Annotated in this window: 25 protein-coding genes; 10 read left to right on the top strand and 15 right to left on the bottom strand. The window is 69.6% G+C overall.

Annotation, left to right across the window (positions count from 1 at the left end; all coding sequences use genetic code 11):
• Window positions 1–33 precede the first annotated feature (33 nt).
• The 4 genes from QSK05_RS16340 to QSK05_RS16355 form a co-directional block, all read right to left on the bottom strand.
• Complete coding sequence (locus QSK05_RS16340) at window positions 34–1,683, bottom strand: methyl-accepting chemotaxis protein (protein ID WP_285598077.1); 1,650 nt, start codon at window positions 1,681–1,683, stop codon at window positions 34–36.
• A 240-nt stretch (window positions 1,684–1,923) separates the two neighbouring features.
• On the bottom strand, window positions 1,924–3,573 hold the full coding sequence (locus tag QSK05_RS16345; RefSeq protein ID WP_285598078.1) for a methyl-accepting chemotaxis protein: 1,650 nt from the start codon (window positions 3,571–3,573) through the stop codon (window positions 1,924–1,926).
• A gap of 176 nt (window positions 3,574–3,749) precedes the next feature.
• Window positions 3,750–4,703 (bottom strand): YihY/virulence factor BrkB family protein, encoded by a 954-nt coding sequence (locus tag QSK05_RS16350; RefSeq protein ID WP_285598079.1) that lies wholly within the window; start codon window positions 4,701–4,703, stop codon window positions 3,750–3,752.
• A 195-nt stretch (window positions 4,704–4,898) separates the two neighbouring features.
• Complete coding sequence (locus QSK05_RS16355; protein ID WP_285598080.1) at window positions 4,899–5,705, bottom strand: LLM class flavin-dependent oxidoreductase; 807 nt, start codon at window positions 5,703–5,705, stop codon at window positions 4,899–4,901.
• A 155-nt stretch (window positions 5,706–5,860) separates the two neighbouring features.
• Between QSK05_RS16355 and QSK05_RS16360 the strand changes: the two genes are divergently transcribed.
• The gene (locus QSK05_RS16360; RefSeq protein ID WP_285598081.1) at window positions 5,861–6,322 is read left to right on the top strand and encodes a lysozyme inhibitor LprI family protein; all 462 of its coding nucleotides are present in this window, start codon (window positions 5,861–5,863) and stop codon (window positions 6,320–6,322) included.
• A gap of 65 nt (window positions 6,323–6,387) precedes the next feature.
• Here QSK05_RS16360 and QSK05_RS16365 read toward each other — a convergent pair whose 3' ends face one another.
• Window positions 6,388–7,884: an MFS transporter gene (locus QSK05_RS16365; protein WP_285598082.1), complete on the bottom strand. Its 1,497-nt coding sequence runs from the start codon at window positions 7,882–7,884 to the stop codon at window positions 6,388–6,390.
• Window positions 7,885–7,979: 95 nt separating this feature from the next.
• Between QSK05_RS16365 and QSK05_RS16370 the strand changes: the two genes are divergently transcribed.
• Window positions 7,980–8,639 (top strand): TetR/AcrR family transcriptional regulator, encoded by a 660-nt coding sequence (locus tag QSK05_RS16370; protein WP_285598083.1) that lies wholly within the window; start codon window positions 7,980–7,982, stop codon window positions 8,637–8,639.
• A 21-nt stretch (window positions 8,640–8,660) separates the two neighbouring features.
• Here QSK05_RS16370 and QSK05_RS16375 read toward each other — a convergent pair whose 3' ends face one another.
• Both QSK05_RS16375 and QSK05_RS16380 read right to left on the bottom strand, forming a co-directional pair.
• On the bottom strand, window positions 8,661–9,170 hold the full coding sequence (locus QSK05_RS16375; RefSeq protein WP_285598084.1) for a DUF3618 domain-containing protein: 510 nt from the start codon (window positions 9,168–9,170) through the stop codon (window positions 8,661–8,663).
• Window positions 9,167–9,637, bottom strand: a complete 471-nt coding sequence (locus tag QSK05_RS16380) for a phage holin family protein (RefSeq protein WP_285598085.1) — start codon at window positions 9,635–9,637, stop codon at window positions 9,167–9,169. Before QSK05_RS16380 ends, QSK05_RS16375 begins: the two co-directional genes overlap by 4 nt.
• A gap of 134 nt (window positions 9,638–9,771) precedes the next feature.
• Between QSK05_RS16380 and QSK05_RS16385 the strand changes: the two genes are divergently transcribed.
• A complete protein-coding gene (locus QSK05_RS16385) occupies window positions 9,772–10,374 on the top strand; it encodes a DUF2238 domain-containing protein (protein WP_285598086.1) in 603 nt (200 codons plus the stop codon).
• Here QSK05_RS16385 and QSK05_RS16390 read toward each other — a convergent pair.
• From QSK05_RS16390 to QSK05_RS16410, 5 genes are all read right to left on the bottom strand, one after another.
• A complete protein-coding gene (locus QSK05_RS16390) occupies window positions 10,362–10,808 on the bottom strand; it encodes an SRPBCC family protein (protein WP_285598087.1) in 447 nt (148 codons plus the stop codon). The genes QSK05_RS16385 and QSK05_RS16390 overlap by 13 nt on opposite strands.
• 32 nt (window positions 10,809–10,840) lie before the next feature.
• The gene (locus QSK05_RS16395) at window positions 10,841–10,993 is read right to left on the bottom strand and encodes a hypothetical protein (RefSeq protein WP_285598088.1); all 153 of its coding nucleotides are present in this window, start codon (window positions 10,991–10,993) and stop codon (window positions 10,841–10,843) included.
• Window positions 10,994–11,218: 225 nt separating this feature from the next.
• Window positions 11,219–12,112: an SDR family oxidoreductase gene (locus QSK05_RS16400; RefSeq protein ID WP_285598089.1), complete on the bottom strand. Its 894-nt coding sequence runs from the start codon at window positions 12,110–12,112 to the stop codon at window positions 11,219–11,221.
• 30 nt (window positions 12,113–12,142) lie between these two features.
• Window positions 12,143–14,254 carry a catalase gene (locus tag QSK05_RS16405; protein WP_285598090.1) on the bottom strand — a complete coding sequence of 704 codons (2,112 nt, stop codon included), beginning with the start codon at window positions 14,252–14,254 and terminating at the stop codon, window positions 12,143–12,145.
• A gap of 67 nt (window positions 14,255–14,321) precedes the next feature.
• Window positions 14,322–15,506: a zinc-dependent alcohol dehydrogenase gene (locus tag QSK05_RS16410; protein WP_285598091.1), complete on the bottom strand. Its 1,185-nt coding sequence runs from the start codon at window positions 15,504–15,506 to the stop codon at window positions 14,322–14,324.
• A gap of 354 nt (window positions 15,507–15,860) precedes the next feature.
• Here QSK05_RS16410 and QSK05_RS16415 point away from each other — a divergent pair, with 354 nt between their 5' ends.
• The 3 genes from QSK05_RS16415 to manD all read left to right on the top strand — a co-directional run bounded on the left by QSK05_RS16415 (window position 15,861) and on the right by manD (window position 19,559).
• Window positions 15,861–16,475, top strand: coding sequence for a D-sedoheptulose-7-phosphate isomerase (locus QSK05_RS16415; RefSeq protein ID WP_285598092.1), 615 nt, complete (start codon window positions 15,861–15,863; stop codon window positions 16,473–16,475).
• The gene (locus QSK05_RS16420; protein WP_285598093.1) at window positions 16,472–18,049 is read left to right on the top strand and encodes a PfkB family carbohydrate kinase; all 1,578 of its coding nucleotides are present in this window, start codon (window positions 16,472–16,474) and stop codon (window positions 18,047–18,049) included. Before QSK05_RS16415 ends, QSK05_RS16420 begins: the two co-directional genes overlap by 4 nt.
• A gap of 280 nt (window positions 18,050–18,329) precedes the next feature.
• A complete protein-coding gene (gene manD / locus QSK05_RS16425) occupies window positions 18,330–19,559 on the top strand; it encodes a D-mannonate dehydratase ManD (RefSeq protein ID WP_285598094.1) in 1,230 nt (409 codons plus the stop codon).
• Here the strand turns inward: manD and phoU are convergent.
• Entirely contained in the window at window positions 19,515–20,234 is a 720-nt protein-coding gene (gene phoU, locus QSK05_RS16430) for a phosphate signaling complex protein PhoU (protein ID WP_285598095.1), read from the bottom strand. The genes manD and phoU overlap by 45 nt on opposite strands.
• A 237-nt stretch (window positions 20,235–20,471) precedes the next feature.
• A complete protein-coding gene (locus QSK05_RS16435) occupies window positions 20,472–21,227 on the bottom strand; it encodes an SDR family NAD(P)-dependent oxidoreductase (RefSeq protein WP_285598096.1) in 756 nt (251 codons plus the stop codon).
• Window positions 21,228–21,324: 97 nt separating this feature from the next.
• Between QSK05_RS16435 and QSK05_RS16440 the strand changes: the two genes are divergently transcribed.
• From QSK05_RS16440 to QSK05_RS16455, 4 genes are all read left to right on the top strand, one after another.
• The gene (locus QSK05_RS16440; RefSeq protein WP_285598097.1) at window positions 21,325–22,179 is read left to right on the top strand and encodes a helix-turn-helix transcriptional regulator; all 855 of its coding nucleotides are present in this window, start codon (window positions 21,325–21,327) and stop codon (window positions 22,177–22,179) included.
• Between the two features lie 27 nt (window positions 22,180–22,206).
• The gene (gene cls / locus QSK05_RS16445; protein WP_285598098.1) at window positions 22,207–23,658 is read left to right on the top strand and encodes a cardiolipin synthase; all 1,452 of its coding nucleotides are present in this window, start codon (window positions 22,207–22,209) and stop codon (window positions 23,656–23,658) included.
• 63 nt (window positions 23,659–23,721) lie between these two features.
• A complete protein-coding gene (locus QSK05_RS16450; protein ID WP_285598099.1) occupies window positions 23,722–24,654 on the top strand; it encodes an NADP-dependent oxidoreductase in 933 nt (310 codons plus the stop codon).
• A gap of 153 nt (window positions 24,655–24,807) precedes the next feature.
• Complete coding sequence (locus QSK05_RS16455; protein WP_285598100.1) at window positions 24,808–25,926, top strand: GGDEF domain-containing protein; 1,119 nt, start codon at window positions 24,808–24,810, stop codon at window positions 25,924–25,926.
• Here the strand turns inward: QSK05_RS16455 and QSK05_RS16460 are convergent.
• Window positions 25,891–26,451, bottom strand: coding sequence for a hypothetical protein (locus tag QSK05_RS16460; RefSeq protein WP_285598101.1), 561 nt, complete (start codon window positions 26,449–26,451; stop codon window positions 25,891–25,893). The two genes, QSK05_RS16455 and QSK05_RS16460, sit on opposite strands and share 36 nt — an antisense overlap.
• Window positions 26,452–26,524 lie beyond the last annotated feature (73 nt).

The raw sequence follows: 26,524 nt of genomic DNA on the forward strand, positions 1-26,524 counted from the left end.
TTCCCAGATCCGGAAGCCTCAGATCTTGAAGCCTCAGATCTTGAAGCGTCCGACCAGTTCGTTGAGGTTGCCGGCCACGTGAGCCAGGTCGCCGGCGGCGCGCTGGGCCTCGGCGATACCGGTGCTGGAGGACTGCGAGGCGTGCGAGACGGCGTCGACATCGGAGGCGATACGGCCTGCGGCGCGGGCGGTCTCGTCGATGCTGCGGGCGATCTCGGAGGTCACGGCGGTCTGTTCCTCGACGGCCGAGGCGATCGTGGTCTGGTACGAGTTCACGTCTTCGATGGTCCGCGAGATGTGGTCGATGGCGTTGACGGCGGCGCGGGTGTCGGCCTGGATGGCCTCGACCCGGTGGCTGATGTCCTCGGTGGCCCGGGCGGTCTCCTGGGCGAGCTGCTTGACCTCCTCGGCGACCACGGCGAAGCCCTTACCGGCCTCGCCGGCCCGGGCGGCCTCGATGGTGGCGTTCAGTGCCAGGAGGTTGGTCTGTTCGGCGATCGAGGTGATGGCCTTGACCACGTTACCGATCTGCTCGCTGGACTCGCCCAGTTTGCCCACGATCTGGGTGGCCGAGGCGGCTTCGGTGGCGGCTCCGGCGGCGACGCGGACGGCCTCGGCGGAGGAGTTGGCGATCTCGCGGATGCTGGCCGACATCTCCTCGGTGCCGGCGGCGACGGTCTGGACGTTGCCGGAGACCTGGGCGGAGGTGGCGGACAGGCTCATGGCCTGGTTGGTGGTCTCTTCGGAGTTGGAGGCGACCTGGGAGGAGACGACGCTGAGTTCCTCGGCGCTGCCGGCCAGGGTGGTGGAGCTGGTGCGGATGTCTTCCATCGCCGACCGCAGCGCCGCGGTGCTCTGGTTCAGGGCACCGGCCATCTCGCCGACCTCGTCCCGGCTGTTCACCGGCACGGTGACGGTCAGGTCGCCCTCGGCGAGAGACTTCAGGCCGTCCCGGACCCGCAGCACGTTGGAGACGATCATGCGGGCCAGCCACCAGCCGAAGGCGATCATCAGCAGCACGCCGATGGCGATGATGATCCAGGACTCGACGACCGAGGTGTGGGCGGATTCGTCGGCACTCTTGGCGTCGGCGCTCATGTCGGCGACGGCGTTGTCGGCCAGGATGTTCAGGTCGTCGCGGACCTGGTCGGCCTGGGTCGAGAAGTCCCCGGTCACCAGCGCACCGATCGTGCGGTACTGGTCACCGGTCAGGTTGTCCTGGCTGGCCAGCGGGGCGATCTTGTCGGTGTAGAAGGTCTGGACCACGGCGAGTTGCTTCTGGGCTGCGGCAAGCGTGGCGGCGTCCTGCGGGTCCAGGCCGCTCGCTCCGAGGACCTCGAACTTGGCGGCGACCGAGGTGAAGCCGTCGGCGACGTCGTTCTGGGACTTCTTGCTCGCCGCACCGTCACTCAGGGCGGTGAGCAGGATGTTGCGCCGGATGCCGGCGAACTCGGAGCGGGCCTGGAGGGCGACCACGGCGCGCTGGGCGTTGACGGTTACGATCTCGTTGCTGGCGTCCGACACCGAGTTGACGGCACGTTGCCCGATCACGCCGATCCCGATCGCGAGCAGGGTGGCCACGACGATCAGGCTGAAAATCTTCTTCAGCAGGGTCAGATTCATGAAGAAGACGGCGGGAGTCAGGGAACGGCGGTGAGCCGTCGGCACCTCGGCGGCAGACATGGAGTCCTCTCGTGGCAATGCGTCTCGTCGCCCGCCAATGGATGAGGGCGTTTGACGGACTGCGGTATCAACGTGTCAAGACAGTCGTCGACGGAATGCCACCGGCGGTGAGAGAACTGTTGACCGCTCATGCATTTGGCTCAGTGCCACAACCGGAATGTCACGCTGGGCCGATCGCGGAACGGCGGTGGGGAGACCCACTGCCGTTCCGCGTCATCACTGTTCCCGGATCGTGCAGCTTCAGATCGTGAAGCGTCCGACCAGTTCGTTGAGGTTGCCGGCCACGTGAGCCAGGTCGCCGGCGGCGCGCTGGGCCTCGGCGATGCCAGCGGTGGAGGACTGCGAGGCGTGCGAGACGGCGTCGACATCGGAGGCGATACGGCCCGCTGCGCGGGCGGTCTCGTCGATGCTGCGGGCGATCTCGGAGGTCACGGCGGTCTGTTCCTCGACGGCCGAGGCGATCGTGGTCTGGTACGAGTTCACGTCTTCGATCGTGCGGGAGATCCGGTCGATGGCATCCACCGCGGCGCGGGTGTCGGCCTGGATGGCCTCGACCCGGTGGCTGATGTCCTCGGTCGCGCGCGCCGTTTCCTGGGCGAGCTGCTTGACCTCCTCGGCCACGACCGCGAAGCCCTTACCGGCTTCACCGGCCCGGGCGGCCTCGATGGTGGCGTTCAGTGCCAGGAGGTTGGTCTGTTCGGCGATCGAGGTGATGGCCTTGACCACGTTACCGATCTCTTCGCTGGACTCGCCGAGCTTCCCGACCGTGTGGGTGGCCGAGGCGGCTTCGGTGGCGGCTCCGGCGGCGACGCGGACGGCCTCGGCGGAGGAGTTGGCGATCTCGCGGATGCTGGCCGACATCTCCTCGGTGCCGGCGGCGACGGTCTGGACGTTGCCGGAGACCTGGGCGGAGGTGGCGGACAGGCTCATGGCCTGGTTGGAGGTTTCCTCGGAGTTGGAGGCGACCTGGGAGGAGACGACGCTGAGTTCCTCGGCGCTGCCGGCCAGGGTGGTGGAGCTGGTGCGGATGTCTTCCATCGCCGACCGCAGCGCCGTGCTGGCCCGGTTCAGGGCGGCCGCCATCTCGCCGACCTCGTCGGTGTTCGTCACCGGCACGGTCCTGGTCAGGTCACCGTCGGCCAGGGCGATCAGGCCGTCGCGCACCCGGCTGATGGTGGAGACGATCATCCGCGTGATCCAGTAGCCGAACGCGACCATCAGCAGGATGCCGGCGGCGATGATGATCCAGGCCTGGACGATCTGCCGGCGGGCCGAGGACTTGGCGTCCGCAGCGGCAGCGTCCATGTCGGCCTCGGCATTGGAGCCGAGGGTGTTCAGGCCGTCGGAGACCTTGGTCGCCGCGGTGGCGAAGTCACCGGCGATGTACGCGCCGAGGTCGCGGTACTGGTTGCCGCTGAGGTTGTCCTTGCCGATCTGCGTCAGGATCTTCTCGGTGTAGAGCTGCTTCACCGCGGCCAGGTTGGTCACGTCGGCCGCCAGCAAGGCACTGTCCTCGCTGTCCAGACCGCTGGCGGACAGGTCGTCGAGCCGGGCCGAGACGGCGTCGAAGCTGTCGGACACGTCTTTCTGGGCCGTCGTCGAGGTGTCGCCGGTGGTCAGGGCCGCGAGCAGGATGTTGCGCCGCAGGCTGGCGAACTGGATCCGCGCGTTGAGGGCGTTCGAGACCCGCTTCGCGGTGACCGTGACGATCTCGTCGCTCGTCGCCTGGACCGAGTTCGCCGTCCGCTGTCCGATCGCCCCGATCCCGATGGCGAGCAGGGTGGCCACGATGATCAGGCTGAAGATCTTCTTCAGCAGGCTCAGGTTGGCGAAGAACGCGGCGGGAGACGTGGCGCGACGTGGCGCCGACGACGCTGCGACGGCAGACATGGACGTCCTCTCGGGGAAGAGTCTCGTCACCTGCCACGGAGGGTGCGGCGTCCGACGGACCGGTATGACAATTCGTCAGACACGTTGTCGTCGGCCACCGCGGGTGTGGTGAACATCAGGCCTGGCGCCCACCCGTTCGGCGTAGCCACTGAGCTCCGCGGTCACGTTCGGTGCCCTCATACGCTGCCGGAATCCCCGCCCCGCTCGGGCCGCAGGTGCTTGCGCGACCCCTCGACCTCGGCCAGCTCGTCCTCGTTCAGCTTCCGGGTGTCGCGCAGCGGTACATACGGCTCCGCGCCCTCGGGCAGACCGTCGTGCTCGGCCCGGGCGCGTTCCAGCTCGGCGTTGAACTCGGCGCCCAGCAGGATCGCCAGGTTCGAGATCCACATCCAGACCAGGAAGATCACGATGCCGGCGAAGGTGCCGTAGGTGGCGTCGTAGCTGGAGAAGTTGGAGACGTAGAAGCCGAACCCGGCGGAGGCGATCAGCCAGAGGACGACGGCCAGGAAGCCGCCCGGCGTGACCCATTTGAAGCCCTGCTTGGCGTTCGGCGTGGCCCAGTACAGGATCGCCAGCTCCAGCATCATGATCAGGAACAGCACCGGCCACTTCACGATGCTCCAGGTGGTGACGGCGGCGCTCCCGAGACCCAGCAGGTCACCGGCGCGCTCGGCCACCGGGCCGGTGAAGACCACGATGATCACGGCCATCAGCAGGAGCACCACCATGACCACGGTGGTCAGGATGCGGGTGGGGAGCGTCTTCCAGATCGGCCGACCCTCGGGGATGTCGTACACGACGTTCGAGGCGCGCATGAAGGCGGCGACATAACCGGAGGACGACCACAGGGCCGTCGCCAGACCGAGGACGAAGGCGATGCCCGCCGAGGACGGCTTGTTCCCGACCTGGCTGAGAATGCTGTCGAGGGTGCCCTGGAACGAGCCCGGCACCACCTCGCCGAGGTTCTCCTTCAAATCCTTGATGGCGCTGTCGGACAGGAAGCCGAACAGCGAGATCAGCACCAGCAGGGCCGGGAACAGCGCCTGGATACCGTAATACGTGAGGGCGGCAGCCGCGTCGGAGAGATTGTCGTCCGAGAACTCCTTGCCCGCCCCCTTCAACACCCGCATCCAGGAGCTTTTCGGTAAGTGGACGGGCGACGTGGTCGGATCCTCGGGAGGAAGATCGTCCGGAGCGGTCTGCTGTTTCTTCGATCCCCACATGCCGTCACCGTGTCACGGGGCAGGCGTTGCCGCCGGTCGAGAAGGCCCCCTACCAGCAGGTATATGACCTTGTGTCCGCCTGTGGGGCACGGGCCAAAGCGGTCAGGACCGCACCGGCCCCCGCAGAACGGTCTCACGCATGGTGTCGGGGGCGCCCGGGGCCACGAACTCCAGCCACCAGGTGGCGCCGCCCTCCTGAGCCGCACTCACCGCACGCCGCTCGGCCTCCTCGTCGTGCAGCCGGCGGCGCCCGCCGACGGCCACGTCGAACGGCTCGGCGCCGCTGCGGTGTTCACCGATCTGGTGGACGAGGGAACGGATCTGGGACGCGGTGAAGTCGCTCCAGGAATCGGTGTCGGTGAGCTGGTAGGGCACGATGCCGTCGGCGCGGGCCGCGCGGCGATGTACGGCGCCGGCCTGCGCGCTACCCCCGACCCAGACCGGAACCCCACCGCCGGGTCGCAGCACCACACCCTCCGGACCGATGGGACGGCCGGCCAGCAGGTCGAGCAGCTGGCCCAGGCGCTCGTCCATCCGTGGCCCTCGGGGGCCCGGTTCACGGGCGAAAAACGTTCCCCGGTCGGCTGGATCGCCTAGCCCGACGCCGAGTACGGCCCGGCCGCCGGACAGATCGCGCAGGGTCAGTGCCTGCCGGGCCAGCTGGACCGGGTCGCGGTGCAGCAGGCCGGTCACCGTCGTCCCCAGCCGAACGGTCCGGGTGCGCAGGGCCACAGCGGTGAGTATCAGCCACGGGTCGAAGGTCGGGGGATCGTCGCCGCGGTAGTACACGAGGTAGTCCTCGAAGAAGACGCCGTCCCAGCCCGCCTGTTCGGCGTCCACACCGAGCTGGACGAGGAGTGCGGCGTCGATGCCGTCGCCCCCGCAGGGCAGTTCCAGGCCGTAATGCATGACATCAGACTAGATGTGACCCAGGTCACTCGAACTTTCCGGGTCGTGCGAGCCATCTCAGTAGGTGTCCGCCGGGAGGCGCCGCGGCGGAGGGCGTGCGCCCCGGAGAGCATGAGAACCGCATCCCTGAAACATATTTCTGAAGGAGTACCGCCATGAGCAAGGTCATCTCGTCGTTCGTGGTCGCCGGCGTCGCCGCCACGGCCCTGGTGGGCGGCGCGGTCGCGGCCTCGGCCCAGAGCGGCACGCAGTCGTCGACGGCCGCCACGGTCGCTGCGCGCAGCGGTGACGGCCTGAAGTACAAGAAGCTCGAGGAGCCTTTCACCACGCCGGTGGGCCCGTGCGCGAAGGACGGGACCACCGTGCAGATGACGAACTGTGTGCTGAAGCGGATCGTGGCCACCGACCACACCGTGAACGTGCTACAGAAGCAGCGTTTCGAGTACGCGATCACCACGAAGGCGCGTAAGGCGTACCTGCGTGACGATGCCGCGTGGCTGAAGATCCGCGCCGAGAAGGCCGATGCGGTGCGTGAGGGTGGTTCGCTCGATTCGATCCGGGTGGCCGAGAAGATGCTGCAGATCAGCAAGAAGCGGGTGAAGGCGCTCGAGAGCTGACCGTCGGCAAACCAGCAGTGAGGACGCGTGGGGGCACCCACGCGTCCTCACTGCTGTTTCTGCTCTTACATGTGGACCGCGACGTGCTCGTTCTCGGCGGCCATCTGGGCCGTGACCCGGCGCGAGGGGTAGAGCGTGAAGGCGACCAGTGCGGCAGCCGCGAAGAAGACCGCCGACCAGATGAAGACCGCGTCGTACGCGGCCAGCTGGGCCTGGACCATCACGTCGGCCGTGGTGGCGTGCGACGTGACGTAGTCGGTGGCGGCGGACGCCGAGACGCTGCTCAGCAGGGCGACGCCGATCGAGCCGCCGACCTGCTGGGCGGTGTTCACGGTGGCCGAGGCGACACCGGCCTGGTGGGCCTCGACGCCCATCGTGGAGGAGCCCATCGCGACGGCGAAGATGCAGCCCAGGCCGAGACCCGACAGCACCAGACCCGGCAGCAGCGCGGTGAGGTAGCTGCTGTCGGCACCGAAGCCGGTGAACAGCAGCATGCCGGCCGCGGCGAGCAGGGCGCCCACGCCGACCTGGATCTTCGAGCCGAGGTTGTTCTGGAAGGCCGGGGTGCCGTTGAACTGGGCGCTGACGCCGATCGCGACGACCATCGGCAGGAAGGCGAAACCCGACTTGATCGGCGTGTACCCGAGCACCTGCTGCACGTAGAAGGTGACGAACAGGAACACCGCGAACATACCGATCGCGGCGATCAGCATGACCAGGTAGGAGGTTCCGCGCACCCGGTCGAGGAGAATGTTCATCGGCAGCAGCGGGTGCCGGACCAGGCGCTCGGCCACGACGAATCCGATGACCAGCACGATGCCGGCGATCAGGCTGACCAGGGTGACCGGGTCGCTCCAGCCCTCGGTCTCGGACCGGGCGAAACCGAAGACCACGAAGAAGATTCCGGCGACCGCGAGCACCGATCCGGGCCAGTCGAACGACAGCTTGCCGCTCTCGCGCTCGTTCGCGGGCAGCAGGCGCAGGCCACCGATCACGGCGAGGACGGCGAAGAAGACGTTCACGTAGAGGCACCAGCGCCAGGACAGGTACTCGGTCAGTGTGCCACCGAGCAGCAGGCCGACTGCCGCACCGGAACCGGCGACGGCGCCGAAGATGCCGAAAGCCTTACCGCGGTCGGGCGAAGCGGCGAAGGTGACGGTGAGCATGGCCAGGGCGGCGGGAGCCAGCAGGGCGCCGAAGGCACCCTGCGCGGCACGGGCCACGATCAGGACCTCGTAGCTGGGGGCCCAGCCGCCGAGGGCGCTGGCCGCGGCGAAGCCGACCAGACCGACGAGGAACCCGAGCTTGCTGCCGAACATGTCGTTCAGTCGGCCGCCGATCAGCAGGAGGCTGCCGAAGGCGAGGGAGTAGGCGGTGACGACCCACTGGCGCTGCGCGTCGTCGAACTGCAGGTCGGTCTGCGCGGCGGGCAGGGCGATGTTCACGATCGTCGAGTCGAGCACGACCATCAACTGGGCGATCGAGATGACACCGAGGATCAGCCACTGCTGGCGACCCGCCGGTGTGTCGGTGCTGGCCGCCTGGGGCGAGCGGTCGGACATGTCCTGCCTTTCGAAGGCGTGGAGGAGCGGAATAGCTGTTCCGGGGTTGTCACCACCATAGCGGAATAGTTGTTCCGCGTTGCTAGGCTGAATTCGTGAGTACTTCGTCCGGGCGCGCCGCGGCGTCTGCGGAACCCGGTGAGAAAAAGGCGGACCGGATCCTTCAGGCGGCCGGGGACGTCTTCGCCGCCCAGGGGCTGGGGGCCACGCTGGCGGACGTCGCGGCCCGGGCCGGGGTGGGCGTGGCCACGGTGTACCGGCGGTTCGAGAACAAGGACGAGCTGATCCTGGCCTCGTACGAGATCCGTTTCCGGCAGTCGCAGGCTGACGTGCTGCGGGCGATCGAGGAGCCGGAACCGTGGGCGGGCTTTGTCGAGTTCTTCGAGGAGGGGGTGCATCTCTTCTCGCAGGACCGGGGCTTTCGCGAGTTCGTCGTCGGCGGCTACGCGGAGAGCGTCGGCTGGGCGCGGGTCAGCTCGCACGACCACGTCGAGACCGTGATCCGGCGGCACCAGCAGTTCATGCAGAAGGCCCTGGAGCAGATGCTGCAGCGCTGCCAGGAGGCGGGGGTGGTGCGCGACGACGTGCACCCGAGCGATCTGCTGGCTCTTACGATGGCGGCGGTCAGCAGCATCGATCTCGGTGCGCAGAAAGATAACCCGGCACTCCACCGGCGGGTCATCGGAGTGATCCTCGACGGCCTGCGACCGGCCCGGGACGCGCCGACGCCCCTGCCGTCGGCCACGTCGGGCTGAGGGCAGGGGCGCCGCGGATCCTCAGTTACCGCGTCGCCGCAGCCACACGAACAGACCGGTCAGGAAGGCGAAGACGCCGCCCAGGGCCGGAAGGAGCCACGGGCGCTCCCGGCGCTGCTGCTGCACGGCCTCCTGGGCCACGTGGGCCTTCTCGGCCGCGATCACGCGGGCCTGTCCGGCCTTGGCCCGGGCCTGCTCGCCGGTGACCTTCGACTGCTCGGTGACGGCGGTCTTCGCCGCGACCGCCTGAACCTTGGCGGTCTGCTGCACCTCACCGGCCTTGAGCTTCAGCTCCTGGGCCTTGACCCGCGCGGCGCCCTGCACCTCGTGGGCCTTGGTCAGGGCGGTGTCCTGGGCCTGGAGGGCCTTGGTCCGGGCGGCGTCCTGCACCTGGTGCGCCTTCTCGGTGGCGCGGGTCTTCACGTCGGTACGGGCGGCGAGGGCCTCGACGGTGTCCGCGAGCTCGTCGCGGGTGTGGTCGATGTCCTCACGGATCTCGTCGGCGCTGCGGCTGCCGTTCTCGTCGCTCATCGGTGCGTACTCTCCTTCACGGCTTCGACGTCGTGCTTCGTGCTGTCCACGGCCTGGGTCGGCACGGGGGGAGTGGCCTGCTGGAACTGCCGGCGGCCGATCAGGGCCATCACGCCGGCCACGACGAGCAGCACCGCGGCCACGATCAGCGCGGCTGCCCAGGCCGGCATCGCCTCGGCCAGGCCGAGCACGGCCGCGGCGATCAGCACGCCGGTGCCGAACAGGGCGACCAGGCCGGCTCCGCCGAAGGCACCGGCACCGATGCCCGCGTGCTTCGCCTTCTCGGTCAGCTCCGCCTTGGCGAGCTCGATCTCCTGGCGGGCCAGCTGCGGCACCAGGCGGGTGATGTCCTGGACCAGTTCGGGGGCCGACTTGTCCTGCGCAGGCGTCTGGGGGGCGGGGTGCGTCGGGACGGGCCCGGGAGCAGCCGATGTCATGCTCGAAGGCCTCTCGTTCATCACGCTCATGGCTTCTCCAAGGTCGCGTCTCACGTTCTTCTTCGAATCTAGGTGTGCCCTGGCCAGGCGCATTCTGAGTTACCCCCGGCGATGCGGCGCGGGGATCCGGACAGATGCCCCCAAGATCACGCGATACTGGCCGCATGACTGATGTGCAGCCTGAGGACGAGACCGTGGGCCGATCGGGGGCCGGCACGCTGGTCTGCGTCGTACTGCTGGTGCTGACCGTGGGCCAGCTGCTGGTGGCCACCTTCTTCGCCTCGGGACTGGAACAGTTCGAGGACAAGGGTTTCGGGGCCCGTCTGGTGCTCTACCCGGCGATGATGCTGACGGTGCCGGCGATCTGGTGGCTCACCACGAAGCGTCGTGACGACCCGCCGTGGGCCGCGTTCGCCTGGATCATGCTCCCCTTCCTCGTCGACGTGACCGGCAACACGCTGAACCTGTACGACGCGGTCGGCTGGTGGGACGACGCCAACCACTTCGTGAACTGGATGTTCCTCGGGCTCGGGGCCGGTCTGCTGATCACCCGCGGGCAGGCACGGCCGAGCTGGGAGATCGTGCTCCTGGTCGCCGGTGTCGGCGCGATCATGGCGATCTTCTGGGAGATCGGGGAGTATTACGCGTTCATCCGGGGCGGCACGGAGCTCGGCACCGCCTACACCGACACTCTGGGGGACGAGGTGCTCGGCACGTTCGGAGCCGTCACCGCCGGGGTGATCACGGCGGTGCGTCAGCGGCGGTAGGCCCCGCCCTCAGCCAGAAAGGCGAGTCGTCGCAGGCTTTCGGTGTTGCGCGGTGCGATGCTCAGCTGGCGGAGGGGCTGGGGTACGAGCTTGCCCGGCCCGGAGGAGGCGTCTTCCTGCATGCGCACCAGGCAACCGCCGTCCTCGTCGTCCTCGAGTTCGAGGTAGACCGTGGCCTCGCCGATCGGCCAGCCCTTGGCCTGCAACACCAGCCGATGGTCCTGGACGATGTCGACCACCTGGGTCTCGTCGTCCAGCAGGGCCGGCCACACACCGACCGAATGGTGAATCTTGGAACCCGGTTTCGGCCAGGCGTCGTCCACCGCCCGGATCCGGGAGGCGCCGACCACCCAGCCGGCGTAGAGCCAGCCGTCGGACAGAACCGCGAAGACGTCCTGCACGGGGGCCTGGATGTGCCGCTTGACCTCGATCATGGCCCTATTGCACCGCAGATCCGGCCGATGCGTCACTCGACCGTGGTCATGACGATGAGCGTGCCCGCCGTGCGGGCGTCCACCTGGTGCAGCGCGCCGGCGGTGACGGCGACCCGGACCAGGACCAGCCGGCGCATCGACTGCTGGAGGGTGAGGGCCGACCGGTCCCGAGGGCCGGGGGCCACCGGGGGTTGCTGCTGGGTGGGGTTCGTGGTTATCCGGTCGGTGCTCCGCCTCGCTTTTCGTACTGGCCGGCGCGCAGAGTCGTGGTGGAAGGGCGACGCACCCCGGACAGAGCGCGCCGTGGGACAGACAGTCTGTTGCCTGTGCCCTTCTCCGCCCGGTGCGACGCGCGGTACAGGTCGCACCGGGCGGAGAAGGGTTTCCCGACCTATCGACCGCCCCTGCGGTCAGGGCGTGGGCATTCCCCCGGTCACGGTGAGGGTCTCGCCCACGGTGTACGACGACTCGGCTGAGGCCAGGTACACGTACGCCGGCGCCAGTTCGGCCGGCTGCCCCGGACGGCCCAGCGGGGTCTGCTGCCCGAACTCCGGAAGAGCCTCGGACGGCTGACCGCCGGCGGCCTGCAACGGCGTCCAGATCGGGCCGGGGGCCACCACGTTCACCCGGATACCGCGCGGGGCCAGCTGCTGGGCCAGCGCCTTGCTGAAGGTGTTGATCGCGGCCTTGGTGGTGGCGTAGTCGACCAGCGTGGGGGAAGGGCTGTAGGCCTGCACCGAACTGGTATTGATGATCGCCGACCCGGCCGGCAGGTGCGGTAGCGCCTCCTGGACGATCCAGAACATCGCGTGGATGTTGGTGCGCATCGTCAGGTCGAAGCTCTCCGAGGTGATGTCCTCGAGCTTCTCCTGCGTCTGCTGTCGGCCGGCCACGTTGACCACGAGGTCGAGCCCCCCGAGCTCCTTCACCGCGGTCCGCACCAGGCTCCGCGCGAACTTCTCGTCGGCCACGTCACCGGGCGCCTGCACCGCCGTGCGTCCCGCCTGCCGGATCAGCTCGGTCACCTCGTCGGCGTCGGGCTGTTCCTCGGGAAGGTAAGAGAGCACCACGTCGGCCCCCTCGCGGGCGTAGGCGATGGCCACGGCCCGGCCGATGCCCGAGTCGGCGCCGGTGACCAGCGCCTTGCGGCCGGACAGGCGGCCGGACCCGCGGTAGCTCTTCTCCCCGTGGTCGGCCTTCGGGCTCAGCTTCCGGTCGAGGCCCGGGCCCTCCTGGTACTGCTCGCCGGGCTGCGCCATGCGGTACTGCTCGACCGGGTCGGTGAAGGTGTACTGGTCGCTCACAACGCTTCTCCTGTTTCCTGAATCTTCGGTTCAGCCGCGGACCGGGGCCACCGCGTCGGCCATCACCAGGTCCGCGCGGTCCCAGGCCCGGTGCAGGCCCGCAGCTGCGACGAGTTCGGCGACGAAGGTCTTGTCGGCGCTGTCGCCGTGCAGCACGCCCGGACCGTCGGCGGGGATGCCGGAGGCGGTCAGTGTCTCGACGCCGTCACCCCAGGCCCCGACGGCCTTGCAGTGCCGGTACATCTCCTGCAGCAGCACGACCGTCTTGATGTCGGGCGCGGTGCTGGTGCCCCCGGCGACCAGCACGGCGTCGAACTCGATCGAGCGGGCCGTCAGCGGGGTGCGCTGCACGGTCTCCTTCGAGTGACCCTTGCCCACGAACCCCCCGGTCGGGGCGATGATCAGGAGCTCGGCGCCGAGCTTGAGCAGCGCCTTGCGCACCGCCTTGACCCCGCTGAGGTCGGAGGCATCGTCGACGATCACCCCGATCTTGCGCCCCGCGATCGGGCCCGGCACCTCGACGATCTGCGAGAGGGCAGGGGAGAGCTCGACCTCGCCGACCTCGGTCAGACCGGTCGGCATGGGCAGACCCAGTCCGGCGGCGACGGTCGCGCACAGCTCGGCGTCGACCTGCGCGAGCACCGTCAGCTCGCGCTCCTTGATGCTCTGCTCGAAGCACTTACCCAGCTCGAAGGTGAACGCCTCGGCGATGTGCGCCTGCTCGAGCGGGGTCAGGCTGCGGTAGAACAGTGCGGCCTGGGTGAAGTGGTCCTCGAACGACAGCGGATTGGCCCGTACCGCGTTGCCCTCGATCCGGCGTGGCGTCTGCACGTACCCGTTCTCCAGGTCGACGGCGGGCAAGCCGCCGTCCAGGCTGTTGGGCCGGTACGGCGCCACCCCGGTGTGGATCGCGGTCTGGTGCATGCCGTCGCGCAGCATGTCGTTCACCGGCACGTGCGGCCGGTTGATCGGCAACTGGCTGAAGTTCGGCCCGCCCAGCCGGGTCAGCTGGGTGTCCAGGTAGGAGAACATGCGGGCCTGCATCAGCGGGTCGTTCGTCACCTCGATGCCCGGCACCAGGTGGCCGGTGTGGAAGGCGACCTGCTCGGTCTCGGCGAAGTAGTTGGTGGGGTTGCGGTTCAGCGTCAGGCGGCCGAGCAGCTGTACCGGCGCCAGCTCTTCCGGGACGAACTTCGTCGGGTCGAGAAGGTCGATCCCTTCGAAGGTCTCGGTGCCGTCGTCGGGCAGCACCTGAACGCCGAGATCCCATTCCAGGAAGGCCCCGGCCTCGATCGAGTCGGCCAGGTCGCGGCGGTGGAAGTCGGGGTCCATGCCCGCGGCGATCTGTGCCTCCTCCCACACCAGGGAGTGCACGCCGGCGACCGGCTTCCAGTGGAACTTCACCAGGTGCGACTCACCGGCGGCATTCACCAGCCGGAAGGTGTGCACCCCGAAACCCTCCATGGTGCGGAAAGACCGCGGGATGCCCCGGTCGCTCATGTTCCAGAACACGTGGTGGGTGGCCTCGGTGTGCAGCGAGACGAAGTCCCAGAACGTGTCGTGGGCCGACTGCGCCTGCGGGATCTCCCGGTCCGGCTGCGGTTTGCCCGCGTGGATGATGTCGGGGAACTTGATGCCGTCCTGGATGAAGAACACCGGCATGTTGTTGCCGACCAGGTCGAAGTTGCCCTCGTCGGTGTAGAACTTCGTGGCGAACCCGCGGGTGTCACGCACCGTGTCGGCCGAGCCCTTCGAGCCCAGCACGGTCGAGAAACGCACGAAGACCTCGGTCTCCTTGCCCTTCTCGGCCAGGAAGCCGGCCCGGGTGATGCTCGCGCCGGTGCCGTACGAGGTGAAGACGCCGTGCGCGGCGGCGCCCCGGGCATGCACCACCCGCTCGGGGATGCGCTCGTGGTCGAAGTGGGTGATCTTCTCGCGGAGGTGGAAATCTTCCAGCAGGGTCGGGCCTCGCTCACCTGCCTTCAGCGAGTGGTCGGTGTCGGGAAGCCGAAGGCCCTGGGCGGTGGTCAGGTGGTTGCCCGACTGCGCGCGAGAGTCGACCGTCCCGACGTCCTCGGTCTTCACCCCGGTCGGGCTGACGGATTCGGGGGCGGTCTGGTCGGGCTTACGGCGAGTGGCCATACGTGACTCCTGTGCTGGATGGGCTTTCGAGGGGTGGATCAGGTTGATCAGGGCTGATCAAGGTTGATCAGGGCTGGAAGACGACCTTGACCATGCCGTCCTGCTTCTTCTGGAATTCGGCGTAGGCATCCGGGGCCTGCTCCAGGGGCAAGGTGTGGGTGGCGAAGCCCTCGACACCGAGCGGGTCGCCGTCCAGCAGGAGCGGCAGGATCTCCGGCACCCAGCGCCAGACGTTCGCCTGTCCCATGCGCAGCTGGATCTGCTTGTCGAACATGGTCATCATCGGCATCGGGTCGGCCATCCCGCCGTACACGCCGCTGAGCGAGACCGTGCCGCCCCGGCGCACCAGGTCGACGGCCAGGTGCAGGGCCGCCAGCTTGTCCACGCCGATGGTCTGCATCATTTTGCGGGCCACCGGGCTGGGCAGGAAACCGGTGGCCTTGTGGGCCAGACCGGCGCCGGGCGAGCCGTGCGCCTCCATGCCGACCGCGTCGATCACCGAGTCCGGGCCCCGGCCGTCGGTCAGGTCGCGGATCAGCTCGGTGACGTCGTCACCGTGCTGGTTCAGGTCGATGGTGTGCACACCGTGCGCCGCGGCGCGCTCCAGACGTTCCGGCACCAGGTCGACGCCGATGACCTGGCGGACCCCTCGGTGCTGGGCCACTCTCGTGGCCATGTCGCCGATCGGCCCGAGGCCGAGCACCACCAGCGAACCGTCGCGGGGCACGTCGGCGTAGGCCACGCCCTGCCAGGCGGTGGGCAGTACGTCGGAGAGGAAGAGGAACCGGGTGTCGGGCGGACCCGTCGGCACCTTGATCGGCAGAGTGTCGCCGAACGGTACGCGCAGATATTCGGCCTGCCCGCCCGGAACCTGCCCGTACAGTTTGGTGTATCCGAAAAGCGAAGCTCCCATGCCCTGCTCGCGCACCTGGGTGGTCTCGCACTGTGACTGCAGGCCCTGTGCGCACATGAAACAGGCGCCGCAGGAGATGTTGAAGGGGATCACCACCCGGTCGCCCGGCCGCAGCTTAGTGACCTGCGGGCCGACCTCCTCGACGATGCCCATCGGCTCGTGACCGAGAATGTCGCCGGGGTCCAGGAAAGGGCCCAGGGGTTCGTAGAGGTGCAGGTCCGAGCCGCACAATCCGGTCGAGGTGACGCGGATGATCACGTCGGTCGGGTCCTGGATCTTCGGATCGGGTACATCCTGCACCCGGATGTCTCGCTTGCCCTGCCAGGTGACGGCGCGCATCGGTCTCCGTTCCACGGTGATGAGTGGGGTGTGACGGATCCGCGGTTGCTTCACGGCTGAGTCCAGCTTCCGGAACTGGCCAAGATCCAATGGATCTCGTCCCACCCGCGACTTTGCCAGATACCTCCGGGTACGCCAGTCGAACGTCGTTCGAAGGCCTGAGGACAGCCGTCCGGGCACCGCTCGCCACTGCACCGGTCGGCAACCCGCGATGCCGCGATCGGCACTGGACCGGGGAGTAGGGCCGAAAGCTGCCCACACTTTCCCCAGGGCGGGGACGAAGCCCTGACCGCCTGCCCTGGAGGTGCTGTGACTGCCGATATCCGTCCCGTTGCCGTTCCGAAGGTTCCGCTGGTGAGGTCCGGTCGCGACGAGGCCGCGCCGCCGGGCGCCTGGCTCGACCGGCATCTGGAAGACCTGGCCCGGGGTCTGGGCTCGCTGCATCGTCAGGCCGGCCTGCTGGAGGGCTGGGGGAGACACCTGGCCGACGTTCTCCAGTCCGGTGGCCGGCTGCTCGTGGCCGGTAACGGTGGCAGTGCGGCGCAGGCCCAGCACCTGACCGCCGAGCTGGTGGGCCGGTTCCTGGAGGAGCGCCGGCCTTTCTCGGCCCTGTGCCTGAGCGCCGAGACCTCGACCCTCACCGCGCTGGTCAACGACTACGGGGCCGAGGAGATGTTTGCCCGCCAGGTGCAGGCCCACGGTCGCGCGGGTGACGTGCTGGTGCTGCTCTCCACCAGCGGCCGTAGCCCCAACCTGCTGGTGGCCGCCGAGCGGGCGGCCGCGGGTGGCCTCACCGTCTGGGCCCTGACCGGCCCCCGCGGCAATCCCCTGGCGGAGATCGCGGGCGAGGCCCTCTGCGTCGAGGCCCGCGCCACGGCCACGGTGCAGGAAGTGCATCTGGTGGCCGTGCACGCGATCTGCGCGGCGGTGGACGCCCGGCTGCGGCAGGTGGCGGTGGTGGCCCGGTGAACCGTTCGATCGTGGTGCTCGGCGACGTGCTGCTCGACCGCGACGTGCACGGCACCGTCACCCGGATCGCTCCCGACGCCCCGGTGCCGGTGCTCGACACCCTTCGCACCGTCGAGCGGCCGGGAGGTGCCGGGCTGACGGCCCTGTTGTGTGCGGCGCCGGGCATCGACGTGACCCTGGTCGCCCCGCTGGCCCCCGACGAGGCCGGGCGCCGCCTGGAAGAGCTTCTGGTGTCTCATGTCACGGTGGTCTCCCTGGAACCGGGAGGCCCCACCCGCACCAAGACCCGGCTGCGCGCCGCCGGGCAGAGCCTGCTGCGGCTGGACGAGGGCGGCCCGGGCGGCCCCCCGGTCGCCTCGGTGGGAATGGTCGAACAGGTGCTGAGGTCGGCCGATGTCGTCCTGGTGTCGGACTACGGGGCCGGCCTCACCCGGCATCCGCAGATCCGCCGCCTCCTGGCCCGGGCGGCCCGTCGCCTGCCGGTGATCTGGGACCCGCACCCGCGTGGGGGAGAACCGGTGCCCGGATGCCTGCTGGTGACGCCGAACCTCGCCGAGGCGATCCAGAGGGGTGAGGCGGGGGAGACCGATCCGGTGGTCCTGGCCGATGTACTGCGGGCCCGCTGGCGGGTCCGGGCCGTCTGCGTCACCACCGGTGCCGACGGCGCCTACCTCGGCCAGGCCGGCAATGAGGTGCTGTACCTGCCCGCCCCGGTGGCGCAGGGCGATCCGTGCGGCGCTGGTGACCGTTTCGCTGCGTCGGTGGCTGTTTCGGTGAGCAGGGGACGAGTGCTCTCCGAGGCGGTCGCCACTGCGGTCACGGAGGCGTCCGCCTGGGTGGCCGCGGGGGGCGCGGCGTCGTTCCGTCCGGCTCCCCGTCACGCGCCTGCTGGTTCCGTCGCATCACCCGGTTCGGCAGGACCGGCGGGCCGCGGGGTTCCTGCCGATCAGCCAGGTCAGTTGCGTCGGCAGGGTCCAGCGGGTCAGATGGGTCAGATGGGTCCGGAGCGTGCGCCCCGATGGGCCGGTGAGGTCGGCCCCGCCGGTCCGGTGACCCCACCGGAATCGCGTCGGGAGACCCACGCCGACCACGGCGTCCTGCCTGAGGGGGTGGCCCAGGGCTGGCCGGCCGTCGAGCAGCACGTGGCCCGTGTGCGGGCCTCCGGAGGCCGTATCGTCGCCACCGGAGGATGTTTCGACCTGCTGCACGTCGGCCACGTCTCCTGTCTGCAGGCCGCGCGCCGGGCCGGCGACACGCTGGTCGCGCTGCTCAACTCGGATACCTCGGTGCGGCGCCTGAAGGGGCCGGGACGGCCGGTGGTGCCGCAGGACGAGCGCGCGCAGATGTTGGCTGCCATCGAAGGTGTCGACGCTGTGGTCATTTTCGATGAGGACGATCCGGTGCGGGCGCTGGGCCGGTTGCGTCCCGACATCTGGGTGAAAGGCGGTGACTACGGTGGCGTGATGATGCCCGAGGCGGCGCTGGTGCGCAGCTGGGGCGGCCGGGTGCTGTTGCTGCCGTATCTGCGGGGACGCTCCACCACGGCTCTGCTGGAGCGCGCCGGGCCCGGATGAAGGGCCGGACGGCACATCCGCACGACCAGGGTGCCCGGCGGTTCGTCCACCGGACCCACCCTCTCGGTGGCCTGCCCGGGCGGTGGTGACGGACCCCGTGACACCGGACGCCGACGTCCACCATGGGCGGCTCTGCACGCACGACGTGCGGGACGGCGCCCTCGACCGGTCAGAGGACGGCCGGGCTCGGCTGGGCTCGGCCGACCCCGGCCGACCCTTGCCACGGCTTGGTGCGGATGCCTAGCGTCAGGGCCAAGACGCTGGAGTCCGGAGGAGAATCGTGCAGCTGGTCAAGGCCGAAGTCGTTGTCACCAGTCCCGACCGTAACTTCGTCACGCTCCGTCTGGAGACGGACGAGGGGGTGGTGGGGTTGGGTGACGCAACCCTGAACGGCCGCGAACTGGCAGTGGTGGCGTACCTGCAGGAGCACGTGGTGCCGCTGCTGATCGGGCGGGACGCGGCGCGGATCGAGGACACCTGGCAGTTCCTGTACCGCAGTGCCTACTGGCGGCGGGGGCCGGTGACGATGGCGGCGATCGCGGCGGTGGACATCGCGCTGTGGGACATCAAGGCCAAGGCCGCCGGGATGCCGCTCTACCAGTTGCTCGGTGGGGCCTCGCGCAACGGGTTGCTGGCCTACGGGCACGCCTCGGGCAAGGAGCTGCCGGAACTGTTCGACAGCATTCGCGAGCACCAGGAGAAGGGGTTCCGGGCGATCCGGGTGCAGACCGGGGTGCCCGGGCTGAAGTCGATCTACGGCATCGCCTCCAACGCCACCTACGACGGCGGGCGCTACGACCACGAGCCCGCCCAGCGGGGTGACCTGCCGCAGGAGGAGGACTGGGACACCCGCTCGTACCTGCGACACGTGCCGACGGTGTTCGAGGCGGTGCGCCACGAGTTCGGTCCGGAGCTGCCGTTGCTGCACGACTCCCACCACCGTCTGACGCCGATCCAGGCGGCGAAGCTGGGCAAGTCGCTGGAGCCGTACGACCTGTTCTGGCTGGAAGACGTGACGCCGGCGGAGAACCAGGAAGCACTGCGCCTGGTGCGGCAGCACACCACCACACCGCTGGCGATCGGCGAGATCTTCAACACCGTCTGGGATTATCAGCTGATCATCCGGGAACAGCTGATCGACTACGTGCGCAGTGCGGTCACCCACACCGGGGGGATCACCCACCTGAAGAAGGTGCTCGACTACGCCGGGCAATACCAGATCAAGTCCGGTATGCACGGGCCCACCGACATCTCCCCGGTCGGCCTGGCGGCGCAGATGCATCTGGGTCTGGCGATCCACAACTTCGGGATCCAGGAGTACATGCAGCACGGCGCCCGGACCGACGAGGTGTTCCGGCAGTCGTTCACGTTCACCGACGGCCTGCTGCACCCGGGGAACGAGCCCGGGCTGGGGGTGGAGCTCGACCTCGCCGAGGCGGCGAAGTACGAGTACCAGCGCGCCTATCTACCGTTCAACCGGCTGGCGGACGGCACGGTGCATGACTGGTGACTCGATGCTCTCCCGGGGCCGCGGCTCCGGGAGAGAACCGAGCACGATGAAGTGCACCTGGTGAGCGATGGTGACCGTGTGGTCGCCGAAACGCTCGTAGAAGCGGCCGAGCAGGGTCAGGTCGACGGCCGGTTCGACACCGTGCGGCCAGTCCGGATCGATCAGGGTGGCCAGCAACTTGCGGTGCAGGCTGTCCATCCGGTCGTCGACGGCCGCCACCTGGCTCACCAGGCGCACGTCGTGGGTCTCCAGCAGATCACGGGTCATCGTGGTCTGCAGAACAGCTATCTCGCCCATCTCCCGCACCAGGTCGCAGGAGACGCCGGGCGCGGCGCAGCGCGGGTACCGGCGCCGCACCAGTTCGGCCACGTGCCGGGCCAGGCCACCCATCCGCGCGAGGTCGGCACCCACGCGCAGGGCTGCGAGAAGAGAACGCAGATCGCCGGCCACGGGCGCCCAACGGGCCATGATGCGCAACAGGCGGTTCTCCAGGCCCTGGTGCAACATGTCCATGCCGCGGTCGAGATCGATCACCTGCTCGGCCCGGGCCACATCGGTGCCGACCAGCGCGGCGGTCGCGCCGCGCGCCGACTGCTCGGCGAGATCGCACATCTGGAGCAGGATCTCGTCGACACGAAAGAGATCGGACTGATAGCTGTCACGGATACCGGTCAATTCGCGTCTCCCCGTAATTCCCCGTAATTCCCGGTAACACCGACGGTTCACCACCCGTCACGGGCCACCCGAAGATGGTCCTGTTCGCGCATTGTCGCAGAAGGGACGAGAACCGCATCCAGGTGACAGATGAACGCCGACGGACGAACGGATGGCGGGTTTCCGCTTTCCGAGCGGGTTTCGAGCCGACGGTGGTGGCCACGAGCGAAGAATGTGGTGGTCAGGCGCGCAGAGGCTTCAGATCGCCTGGCCTCCCGTCACCGGCAGCACGACGCCGGTCACGAAGGAGGCGCGGTCGCTCAGCAGCCAGGCCGCGGCCTGCGCGATCTCCTCGGGGCGGGCCGCGCGCTTCATCGGGATGGCGGCCGTGCCCTGCTCGATGATGCCCGGGCTGGCCCGCTCCCAGTCGGCCACCATCTCGGTCAGGGTCAGGCCCGGGGCGATCGCGTTGATCCGGATGCCCTGCCCGGCGTACTCCACCGCGGCGCTCGCGGTCAGGCTGTTCACCGCCCGCTTGGCCGCGCCGTAGGCAGGCAGGGCCGGGTTCGCGACCAGGGCGCCGATGCTGCTGCAGTTCACGATCGCCCCACCGGTTTGCGCCATCGCCCGCACCTGGGCCGCCACGGCGAAGTACACGCCCTTGTAGTTGACCCGGTTGACCAGGTCGAAGTGCTCTTCGGAGGTGTCCCCGACGGGGCCGGGCGGGATCGAGACACCGGCGTTGTTGAAGGCGCCGTCCAGCCGGCCGTGCCGCTCGATCGTGGTCGCGACGGCCCGGTCGATGTCGGCGACCACCCCGAGATCGGCCACCACGTAGGAGGCGTGCCCACCGGCGTCCTCAATCTGGGTCGTGACCTCCTCGAGCGCGGCCGCCCCCCGCGAGGCGAGCACCACGGTGGCCCCCTCGGCGGCGAACAGCCGTGCGGCCGCCGCCCCGATGCCGCGGCTGGCCCCGGTGACCAGGATGACCTTGTCGTTCAGCAGTGTGCTCATGACGGCCAGCCTGGAACCGGCCGCCGGGAACAGGCAGGCCCGGACCGTACCCCTCACCGGAGCGCGCGCCCGGTCCTGACCCGGTCATGATGAAGACGTGAACCAGCGAGAGCTCGGCGCCTTCCTGCGTCTGCACCGTGAGCGCATCCGGCCGCAGGACGCGGGGGTGCCGGTCTCCGGACCGCGCCGCACACCCGGACTGCGCCGGGAGGAGGTCGCCGGCCTGGCCCACGTCTCCACCCAGCACTACACCCGTCTGGAGCAGGGACGTGGGTCGCTGCCCTCGCGTCCGGTGCTCGCCGCGCTGGCCCGGGCCCTGCGCCTGGACGACGTGCAGCGCCGTCACCTCTACGCCCTGGCCGGTGAGGCATTCAGCGTCCCTCCCGGACCGCCGTCCGACGTCCCCGACCACGTCCGTGAACTCATCGAGCGACTCCCGGACACCGCGGCGCTGGTGCTCGGCGCGGCCTACGACGTGCTGGCCTGGAACCGCCTCGGGGCGGCGCTGTTCGGCGACTTCTCGGCCCTGGCGCCCCGGGAGCGGAACCTGCTGCGGATGTACCACCAGCCGCAGGTCCGGGCGAAGGTACCGGTCGTCGGGCGATTGCTCGACGACGGCGCGTTCCTGCGGTCCGCCGCCGGGCAACTGCGGATCGTGATGGCCCGGTACCCCGGCGACGGTGCCACCCGGCATCTGGTCCGGGACCTGCTCCGGGACAGCCCCGACTTCGTGCGGCAGTGGCCGGCCGGCGAGGTGGTCGAGGTTCCGCACCTGAGGAAGACTTTCGACCATCCGGCGGTGGGTGTGCTGGAGCTGCGCTGCGACCTGCTCGCCGTCCCCGAGCGCGACCAGCAGGTGATCCTCTACACGGCCGATCCGGGATCGGCGGCCGAGAGCGCGCTGCGCCTTCTCGGGGTGATCGGCACCCAGCGGATGGACGTGTCCAGCTGATCCCGAGTCAGGCCCTAGGCTCCGCCCATGAGCTGGGAACAGGCGCTGACATGGAGCTACGTGGTCGGCGAGTACATCATCAAGTTCTTCGCGGTCGGGACCGTGCCGGAGAACCGGCGGCCGGCGTCGTCGTCCGCCTGGCTCCTGCTCATCCTGTTCCTGCCGGTCGTCGGTCTGCCGCTGTACTGGCTGATCGGGAGCCCCTACGTGCACGGGCGGCGCTACAAGATCCAGGCGCAGGCCAACCACATCCTGGCCGAGCGCTCGGCCCACCTGCCGCTGGTGCCCGAGGGCGTGAGTCCTTCGGATGCCCTGACCGGCCTGCTCCGGCAGAACCGGCAGCTCACCGGGATGCCCTGCGTGGACGGGCGGGTGCGGGCGGTGCACGACGACGCGGCCGACACGTACCGGGCGATGGCTGCGGCGGTGGATGGGGCGACGCAGTACGTGAGCGTCGAGTTCTACATCATGAGCTGGGACGACACGACCGACCCGTTCTTCACCGCGCTGAAGAACGCGGTCGGGCGCGGAGTGCGGGTGCGATTGCTGATGGATCACCTGGGATCGCGGAAGTACCCGCACTGGAACATTTTCCAGAAGCGACTGACGCTGGCCGGGATCGAGTGGCACCTGATGATGCCGATCAAACCGCTGGAAGGCCGCTGGCGCCGCCCCGACCTGCGCAACCACCGCAAGCTGCTGGTGGTGGACGGTGAGGTGGCGTTCATCGGCTCGCACAACATGATCGACCCGCACTACGGCAGTGAGACCAACGCCCGGGTCGGCCGCGCCTGGCACGACCTGTCGCTGGAGGTGACCGGTGAGGTGGTGGCCTCGGTCGAGGCGGTGTTCGCGACCGACTGGTTCATCGAGACCGGTGAGCTGGTGCAGGCCCGCCGCCCGGTGCAGGACCCGGTCGACCACGGCGAGAACGCCCTGCAGATCGTGCCGTCCGGGCCGGGTTTCCCGACCGAGCCCAACCTGCGCCTGTTCGTCAGCCTCATCCACATGGCCACGAAGCGGGTGGCCATCACCAGCCCGTACTTCGTGCCGGACGAGTCGCTGCTGGCGGCCATCACGACCGCGGTCTACCGGGGGGTGAGGGTGGAGCTGTTCGTCGGGGAGCAGGCCGACCAGTTCCTCGTCGGCCACGCCCAGCGTTCCTACTACCGCGCGCTGCTGGAGGCGGGCGTGCACATCCACCTGTACCCGGCCCCGGCCGTGCTGCACGCCAAGTACCTGACCGTGGACGACGAGGTCGGCGTGATCGGCTCGTCCAACATGGACTTCCGGTCGTTCGCGCTGACCTACGAGGTGATGCTGCTCGGTTTCGGCGGTGACCTGGTGAAGCGGCTGCAGACGAACGACGAGCTGTACCGGTCGGTGTCGCGGGAGCTCACGCTCGAGGAATGGCTGCAGGAGCCCTGGCGGCGGCGGTACGTGGACAACGTGTGCCGGCTCACCGCGGCGCTGATGTAGGAATAAGTCCCCGCTGAAGGGGTTCAGACGAATGCGCTGTGCCGATTCACCGAGGGAGACACCATGAGCGAGACCTATCGTGCCGTCCGGTTCCACGCCTACGGCGGTCCGGAAGTTCTTCAGGTCGAGGAGCTTCCGCTGATTGCTCCGGGTGTGGGAGAGGTTCTGGTCGAGGTACGGGCGGCCGGGATCAACCCGGGCGAGATCGCCCTGCGCAGCGGGGCGATGAAGGACCGGTCCCCGGCGACGTTCCCGTCCGGGCAGGGCAGCGACCTGGCCGGGGTGGTGCTGGCCGTCGGCCCGGACGTGGTGGCCCCGCAGGTGGGTGACGAGGTGCTCGGCTGGTCGTGGACCCGGTCCAGTCAGGCCTCGCACACGATCGTGCCCGCCGGCCAGCTGATCCCGAAACCCGCCGCGCTGAGCTGGGAGCAGGCCGGCTCGCTGTACGTGGTGGGCGCCACGGCCTACGCCGCGGTGCGGGCCGTGAAGCCGATGGCGGGTGACACCGTCGCGGTGTCCGCCGCCACCGGGGGAGTGGGCACCCTGGTCGTGCAGATGCTGCGGGCGCGGGGCGTGCGGGTGCTGGGCATCGCCTCGGCGGCGAACCGGGAATGGCTCGAGCAGCGCGGAGCGGTCTGGGTGGAGTACGGCACCGGTCTGGGCGAGCGGCTGCGGGTCGCCGCGGGCGAGGACGGGATTGACGCCTTCATCGATCTGTTCGGCCCGGAATACGTGGAACTGGCCGTGGAGCTGGGCATCCCGGTGGAGCGGATCGAAACGATCATCTCTTTCGAGGCTGCGGCGCGGTTCGGGACCAAGGCCGAGGGATCGATGACCGCCACATCGCCGGAGATTCTCGCCGAGGTGGCCGACCGGGTGGCGAGCGGCGACCTGGATCTGGTCGTGGCCGCCACCTATCCGCTGGAGAAGGTGGCCGAGGCGTTCGAGGAACTGGGCCGGCGGCACACCCGCGGCAAGATCGTCCTGGTCCCCTGAGAACTGCCCCAAGGGCCACTCGGAGCACGAAAATTGCCCGTTCCGGCCGTTTGAGCTGGGCCAAATGGGTGGTTTCCCGCGGGACGCAGGGTGACTGCACCAATACTTAGGAGTTAACACCCAGTCCTGCCAGTTACTGGAGGGAACCAGCCGATGTCGGCCGCCGTCCGCCGGGCAGCGCTCGTCGTGACGGCGGAGATGGCTGTCACCGTCGTTGCCTGGGCCGCCCTGAAGGTCCTCGACCTGCGCCAGAGTCCGCTGCCGAGCCTGCTGCTGGCCTGGGGCGCCTGCTTCGTGCTCTACACCGCGCCGGTGCAGGACTGGCTGGCCCGCCGCACGAGTGCCGCCGGGCAGGCGCCGAACCTGGTGCTGACCTCGGTCGCGGTCTGGGGCGCGATGACCACGACCGAGCTGCCGAGCATCTATCCGGTGGTGATCGGGGCCCTGGCCATGGAGATCGCCCAGCGCGACTCCTCCACCCGCACCGCCCTGACCGGCCTGGCGCTGATGGCCCTCGGCACCGGCGCCTCCCAGCTGGCGGTGCACGCCGGCTGGATCTCCAGCGTGATCGCCCCCGTGCCCTCCGACCATCTCGCGGTGGTCCTGACCGCTGTCGGTGGCGTGGTGCTGGTGCGTGGGGTGGCCGTGGCCCGGCGCTCGGCCTCGACCCGGACCGCCCTGGTGCAGGAACAGCGGCTGCGTCACGAGGAGCTGCAGTACGTCGCGGGGCACGACACCCTGACCGGTCTCCTCAGCCGCCGGGGCCTGGAACCGGTGGCGTCGGCGGCCGGGGCTGCGGCCCGGCCCGGGCACGGGGTGGCCCTGATGTTCCTCGACCTGGACGGCTTCAAGGCCGTCAACGACGCGCACGGGCACGCCGTGGGCGACGAGCTGCTGGCCGGGGCCGCAGAACGGTTCGCCGGGGCCCTGGGGCCGGACGCCGCCCTGGCCCGGATGGGCGGCGACGAGTTCGTGGCCGTGCTGCATCCCGTCAGTTCCGCGGCCGCGGCCGACCAGCGGGCGAAAGACGTGCAGGCTGCGCTGGAGGACGACTTCGTGCTCGACGAGCCCGGGATCGTCGTGCACGTGGGTGTCAGCGTGGGTCTGGCCTGGTCCGACGAGCCGATCGGGGTGCAGCGGTTGCTGCGGGACGCCGATCGGGCGATGTACCGGGACAAGCGACGGCGCAAGGGTGAACGCCGGATCGGGTCCCGTGCGCTCGACCTCGACGCCGTGTCAGAACTGAGCGTCGGGGTGACCGGCCGGGGTTGAGCCGGGGCGCTCCAGGAGATTCAGGATCGCGGCCAGCAGCCGCAGGCGGGACTCGTCGTGCCAGCGGCCGTGTTCGGACTCCTCCCGCACGTCGTGCAGTAACTGCCGGGCGTGCATGATGCGGCGGGCCCGGTGCGTGGCCCGGTGCCGGGTCTGGTCGTCGGCCAGGTCCAGCAGCAGTTCGTCCAGCGTCAGGAGAGCGGGCACAGGCGTTGCGGTGGGCTCGTCGCGGCGCGGGGACGGGAGGTCCGGCCGGACCTGACCCTGGTCGTGGCGCACCTCGAGCAGCAGATGGCGGACCTGCCGCAGCAGCATCGCCCGCTCTTCGGGCTCCCCGTCGAGGCCACGGTGCAGCAGACACTCGGCCAGTTCCAGTCGAGGGTCGAAGCGCACCTCGAGCCTCGCGTCGGGGGCCAGGCCGCGGCCGGTGCCCCGGGGCCGCCGCGCCGGGGGCCGGACACGGCGCCGGACGCTGTCGGGCGCGGTCGTGGCGACCGGGCCGGTGCCGTCCTGGTGGGTCGTCATGCGGGTTCCCCCGAGTTCGAATCGCCGGTGTGAACGATGCCGGCGGCCGCGAGCAGGGGCACAGACGGGACGG

The sequence above is a fragment of the Kineosporia sp. NBRC 101731 genome (assembly GCF_030269305.1).
Lineage (GTDB): Bacteria > Actinomycetota > Actinomycetes > Actinomycetales > Kineosporiaceae > Kineosporia.